Raw genomic sequence first — 6,794 nt, forward strand, 5'->3', positions numbered from 1 at the left:
ATTGAAAGTGTAGCCCCCAATTTTACATACTGCCGTCCAAGCTCAGCACTTCCCGAAAAACAGTGAAGAAGTACTCTTGAATCACTGCATAAACCTGAATGTCTGTCTGCATACCCTTGAGTATCCGGACGCTTGGGAAACCAGCTTTTACGTTCCTGCGAAAAAGCACCCTCCTCTTTCAGAATATCCATTACTTCCTGATCTGCCTCACGTGAATGTATCACTATAGGCATCTTAAGCTCGTTAGCAAGACGTATCTGCCTTCTGAACCATTCACGCTGCACATCTCTGGGAGAATTATCATAATGAAAGTCAAGGCCAATCTCTCCTATGGCCATTACTTTTTTCTTTTTTGCAAGCCCTTTTATCATCGCCAGCTGCATATCATCCATATCTTTGGTATCATGAGGATGACATCCTACAGCTGCATAGCACCATGGATATTTTGCGGCATGATCTGCCGCTAATTTTGAACTGGCAAGGTCAAACCCGATATCCATCACATAATCAAGCTGTGAGTTTTGCACGGCCTTTATCATTTCTTCTCTTGCCTCTTGCGGCATCTCATTATTCAAATGTGCATGTGAATCAAAAAACATTATCGTATTCCCTCTTTTCGTTATTTTTCTGTTTTCATTAAATTATAGCAGAGAATATGGCTTTGCAATACTTAAAAATTACATAACATGGGACTATTTTACATAAGGAGCCTATATAACTCCAACTGTTTTTTCTGCATAGTGAAACTCTGCAGATCTGGCTGAGTCAGTTCTGCAGAGCTGATTATATTTTATGTTACCGGATTCCCATCATCTGCTGTTGTGGAAACAAATTCTATTCTTTCTCTGCCGTCCACAATATTATCGGCAAACATTATCATTCCCTTAGACTCAAGACCTCTGAGCTTTCGGGGCTTGAGGTTGGCCACCACAACGACTTTCTTTCCTACACATTCTTCAGGCTTAAAGTAATTGGATACGCCTGAAATTATCTGGCGTTTTTCAGTCCCCATTTTAACCTGAAATACGAGCAACTTATCGGCCTTGGGATGTTTCTCTGCCGATATTATGGTACCTACCCTGAAATCGATCTTGTCAAAATCATCAAATTCTATTTCCGGTTTCAACTCCAGCGGAATATCTGCATCTTCTCCGCCGCCTTTTAGAGCTTCCAGCTCTTCCAGCTCCTTTTCGATGTCAAGTCTCGGGAAAATAGCATTTCCTTTTTTTACCTGCTCACCCTGCATCATTTCAAAGCTAAAAGCATCTTCCCATGCCACATCAGCATACCAAAGGCCCAGCTGCTTCCGTATAGCATCGGAAGTAGTGTGCATAAATGGATGAATCAAAACGGAAATAATTCTTATAGTTTCAGCCAGATTATGGAGCACATTGTCAAGTCTTGGCTTCTTCGCTTCGTCTTTAGCAAGAACCCACGGCATCGTTTCATCTATATATTTATTGGCACGTCTTACAACTACCCAGATCTCCTCAAGAGCCATATTGAAAGCAAATTTATCCATATTGGACTCAACTTTATCTGCCGCGCCCAATGCAACAGTTTTAAGATCTTCATCTACAGAATCCGATGCATCAGTCAAATCAGGTACTATTCCTCCATTATATTTTTCTATCATGGATACTGTTCTGGATACCAAATTCCCTAAATCATTAGCCAAATCATAATTCATTCTCTTGAGCATCACCTCATTAGTGAATACCCCGTCTTGACCAAAAGTATATTCTCTCAAAAGAAAATATTTAAGAGCATCTATTCCATATCGCTCTATTAGTTTCACAGGATCTACCACATTACCCTTGGACTTTGACATTTTACCGCCTTCCAGCAGCAGCCATCCATGTCCGAGAACCTGTTTAGGAAGGGGAAGTCCTGCGCTCATAAGCAGTGCCGGCCATATCACCGTATGAAATCTTACGATTTCTTTTCCCACAAGGTGAACATTGACAGGCCAGTATTTATCATACAGCTCAGGCTCATCCGGCCACCCCAGCGCTGTTATATAGTTTGAAAGAGCATCAAGCCATACATACATAACATGCTTTTCATCAAGAGGTACCGGAATACCCCAGTCGAATGTCGATCTGGAAATACACAGATCCTCAAGCCCCTGTTTTACAAAAGCTATCATCTCGTTTCTTCTCGTATCAGGCTGCAGAAATTCAGGATTATTTTCAAAAAGATCCAACAGCCTATCCTGATACTTGGAGAGCTTAAAGAAATATGCTTCCTCCTTTGCTTTCTCCACAGGTCTTCCACAATCAGGGCATTTGCCGTCAATAAGCTGACTCTCCGTCCAGAATGATTCACAAGGAGTACAGTAAAGGCCTTCATACTCACCCTTATATATATCACCATTTTCATAAAGCTTCATGAAAAGTTCCTGAACCCTCTTTATATGTCTGGTTTCGGTAGTTCTGATAAAATCATCGTAAGATATCTCCATAGTCTTCCATAAATCCTTTATCCCGGCGACCACCTCGTCCACATAATCCTGCGGTTTCATGCCTTTTTTCTCTGCTATAGTCTGTATCTTCTGCCCGTGTTCATCGGTTCCTGTGAGAAATCTCACATCATACCCAGAAAGGCGTTTAAATCTGGCCATAGCATCTGCCATGACAGTACAATAAGTATGCCCTATATGAAGATTTGAGCTCGGGTAATAAATAGGTGTAGTAATATAATAAGTGCCTTTATTTTCTGCCATTTTATCTGATCATTCCTTTCTATCTGAACAGTTTCACATCTGTATATTTTATTATAAGGTCTGCTATATCTTCTATTCCGATATAACCGCTGTCTATGGAAAGATGGTAATTGACAGGCTCTCCCCACTTCTGTCCTGTATGATAAGCGTAATAATTGGCTCTTGCTTTATCGGTATCTTTCATCAGCTTCTTTACGTGTTCCTGGGGAATTCCGTATTCTTCTACAGCCCGCTTTATCTTGTCTTCCTCTTCGGCATATATGAACACATTTGTAGCCTCCGGCATACCTCTCAGAATATAGTCAGCGCATCTTCCCACTATTATACAGGAACCTTCGCCGGCGATTTCTTTAATAGTATCAAACTGCGCCAGAAAAAAACGTTCATTGAGAGACAGACTCTCCGGACCGGCTTCAGCTGTTCCCATAGCAGATATAAGACTGTAGAGAAAACTGTTCTTCGCCTTCTTCTCCGCATCCTCCATCATTTCTCTGGAAAATCCCGACTCCTCAGCAATCCTATCTAAAAGCTCTTTATCGTAATACGGTACGCCAAGCTTTTCTGCAAGGCGCTTTCCTATAAGCCTTCCTCCGCTTCCGAATTCACGACTTATGGTTATTATTTTTTTATCACTCTTCATATGGCTTCCTCCCTTAGACGGTTTTTTCAGAACAAAACCATTTTCGCATAATTTTTCAGCGGACGGCTTTGTTGGTACATTATATCACATTTTATCTTTGATTGTAACAGAATTAACCTTTTCAGGCGACTCTTCCTCAGGAACCAACATCAGCAATTTCATTTCTCCCGGCTCCAAAGTTATGCCTTTGAGCAAATCATACTGCGCAGTAGAACGAGAATGACTTACTTTAGGAAAACAGCAACTTCTTATGGTTTCACGAAGCGGACGACTTACCGAATTCGGAGCACCTATACTCCTCCACACAGCAACCTCATCATCTCCATGAAACTGCAAAGTATATGTAAAGATGGAATAATTGCACTGTATATCTTCTATATGCAGAAATATCTCTTTTCTGGAAAGATCCTGTCTATATTTATCTTCACCTATGTTATTACATAATATGCTTATCTTTTTCCCCTGCCGAGACACAGTACAAAACTCTTTATCAAAGACTCTTTCATTATATAACCGGTTTATAAGAAAGTGAAAGTAATACCATTTTGTACGAAATCCCTTTTCTCCATACATAGAAGTTTCTCTGCCAAAAACTGAAGCCGTTTCATTTATTTTTTCTATTTCTTCGTCTTCTTCTCCAATAATTTCCATGTCTATTCCAAATTCACGGCACAGATCTCTCACAGGGCTAAAAAATTCATATGATCCGTAAAATTCATATAATCTGCCAAAGTCAGATGTTTTGGCAAACACTCTGTCAAAATCCATTTCACAGAAAATGTCCCTCATATAATCCATATGAAATAAGGTCTGAGGGGTGACTTGCAGCTGCCTTGCTCGAAAAATATTATCAGAGCTCTCATATGTATTGCCGAGAATTACATAGACAGACAAACGTTCAGTGTTCTCGACAAGAAAATCTTCAGGATAATACTTCCTCTGATACATTTTAAGATAAGAAAGCTGTTCTTCTTTTCCATAACATATTATATCAGGTATGCTGTCTTCGGGATTTCTTTTGCCGTAACGTTTTCTATATGTACTCAGGGACACTTTGGCATGAACAGCGAAAGCTTTTCTTAAATAAACAGCCGATGAAAATCCACACTCTTCGGCTATTTCCTCGACAGACTTTCCTGACTCCAAAAGAGGATACAAAGCTATATTCAGTCTTATAGCATTAAGCAGATCCTGAAAGCTCATTCCCAGAGTATCCTTAAGAAGATGAGAAAGATAATACTTATTCAGATAAAAAGCATCAGCCACATTAGAAAGGGTTAATTTTTCACTGTAATGCTCCTGCAGATACGTAAGGATTTCTTCCGCCCTCGTTATCTGTGTAAGAGGCAGCCTCTGGGGATAATTATGAAGAATATAGTCATCATAATAAAACCATTGAAAATTATTCATCATATATGTATAGCATTCCAATACTATATCCGAAAGTTCTGATTTATATGAAGACGTTTTCTCCATATAACAGCACGCTATATTTATAAGATATCGCCTCAGCTGCTCTATAGTCTGAGTGGAAGAATATTGATCAAAACTAGCCATACTGAAGGCTGAAAAAGCAGGCACATTGTAAAGATGCGCAATATGATCCATGTGAAAATGTATACTCATTACTCTGCAGGGCCCTCCTATCTTTTCTATATTATGTATAGTATCCGCATTTATAAAAATAAAATGATTTTCTTCTATTGCATCTATAGAATAAAAGCTGGTATGTACAGAGGCCTGACCATCAATGATAAATATAATTTCAGGGTCTTTATGATGATGCATTGGATACTCTTCAACATCATATATAGCTACAGATACGATTTCTCCTTTTATATAATTTCTTGTTTCACTCACAACATCGCCCCCCATTAAGATACTTTTTTCACCACAATAATATCAGAAAAATATTAATATTGCTATTATTACGTAAATATTTTTATGCAATAAAACGATTTTTATATTAATCTTCAACAATAATCGGCATAGAATTTTCTGATAATTTAAAATATAATTTTTGCAGTGAATAGATCTAATCACACTATTTCTTATTATCAAGGAAAGGAGCAGATATGGCAGATAAAATTTTTTATAACGGACAAATATATACTATGGATTCCTGCCGCAGAATCTGTGAAGCCTTTGCCGTCTGTAATGACAAACTGGTTTATGTCGGTGACTCACAAAACGCAATGTCTTATAAAAAGGAGGATACTTTACTGATAGATCTAAAAGGCCGAAGTGTCTTACCCGGTCTGGGGGATGCCCATTTACATGCTTCAAGCACATGTGAACTTATCTTCAGCTTTAATATGTATAACATCGGGCTTTCATATGACGCGAAACCTTCAGAAGCAATGAATATCTATCAAAATATTATCAGAAAAAATATTAAACAAAACCACTCTGTCAAAGTTTTGAGAGGAACAGGCTGGGATCCGTCATATTTTATGTCTGATCTTAAATCCATGCCTACAGCATCAGACATAGATAAAGTATGCAGCAATATTCCCGTTATATTAAGATCTTATGACCATCATTACCTATGGGTCAACAGTAAGGTTCTTGAAGATTCAGGGATATCAAAGGATACACCTTCACCCAGAAACGGGATTATATGGAGAGACGAAAATATGAATCCCACAGGAATATTCCAAGAAAATTCAGCAATAGATCTAATTCTCAAAAGTGTTCCTTACGGAGATTACTCTATTGAAGAATATGAAAAAGGTATCATGTATTATCAAAAAAATTTTGGCAATGCATATGGTACGACACTCATCTTCGACGCACTTGCCACAGAAAACGCCATACAAGCATATAAGAATCTGGCTGTAAGAGATGAACTTAACATGCGAGTTACGGCAGTATATGCTGTCGACCCTGAAAAACCTTTATCTCAGCTTGATCATATTATCAAACAACGTGGATCTGAGGATGTAGGTGAAATCTTCAGAAGGAACACTGTAAAAGTATTTGCCGACGGAACAGGTCTGTCTATCTACATGGATAAACCCTATGAGCCGGAATATCTTAAAACTATCGGTATGAAAGAAGGATATAATGGTCATCCCCAATGGACAGAAAGCGAATTGAGAGAAATCTTTATGAAAGCGAATGGAGCCGGAATGCCTGTACATGTACATTGCATGGGAGACGGCGCTGCAAAAATGACTTTAGATGCTATAGAGTACACGAAAAATCAGGGAATTGCAGTAGAGAAAATGAGGAATACAATAGCTCATTTTATGGCCATAAAAGAGGAAGATAAAAAACGTATGGCAAAACTCAATGTCATAGCCAGCGTCCAGCCTATATGGGGATGTTATTACAGCATGACAGAAACCATAATAACAGAAATGCTGGGAGATAAAAGAGCTCGGGCACAATACCCTATGGGAAGTTTTAAAAAGGAAGGAATAAAAA

At 38.7% G+C, this 6,794-nt stretch carries 5 protein-coding genes; 1 reads left to right on the top strand and 4 read right to left on the bottom strand.

The window, feature by feature from the left end; genetic code table 11:
* The 4 genes from ACLR96_RS06730 to ACLR96_RS06745 form a co-directional block, all read right to left on the bottom strand.
* Window positions 1-599 (bottom strand): TatD family hydrolase (locus tag ACLR96_RS06730; RefSeq protein ID WP_412265470.1); only part of this gene is annotated, 599 nt, incomplete at its 3' end.
* Between the two features lie 191 nt (window positions 600-790).
* Window positions 791-2,725 carry a methionine--tRNA ligase gene (metG, locus tag ACLR96_RS06735; protein ID WP_177269711.1) on the bottom strand — a complete coding sequence of 645 codons (1,935 nt, stop codon included), beginning with the start codon at window positions 2,723-2,725 and terminating at the stop codon, window positions 791-793.
* A 19-nt stretch (window positions 2,726-2,744) separates the two neighbouring features.
* On the bottom strand, window positions 2,745-3,365 hold the full coding sequence (locus ACLR96_RS06740) for an AAA family ATPase (protein ID WP_177269713.1): 621 nt from the start codon (window positions 3,363-3,365) through the stop codon (window positions 2,745-2,747).
* Between the two features lie 84 nt (window positions 3,366-3,449).
* Complete coding sequence (locus ACLR96_RS06745) at window positions 3,450-5,225, bottom strand: helix-turn-helix domain-containing protein (protein WP_177269715.1); 1,776 nt, start codon at window positions 5,223-5,225, stop codon at window positions 3,450-3,452.
* A 215-nt stretch (window positions 5,226-5,440) separates the two neighbouring features.
* On the opposite strand from ACLR96_RS06745, the gene ACLR96_RS06750 reads away from it, so the two are divergent.
* Window positions 5,441-6,794: amidohydrolase (locus ACLR96_RS06750; protein WP_412265472.1), on the top strand; the 1,354-nt coding region annotated here is incomplete at its 3' end.

It is taken from the genome of Lentihominibacter sp. (assembly GCF_046951855.1).
Lineage (GTDB): Bacteria > Bacillota > Clostridia > Peptostreptococcales > Anaerovoracaceae > Lentihominibacter > Lentihominibacter hominis.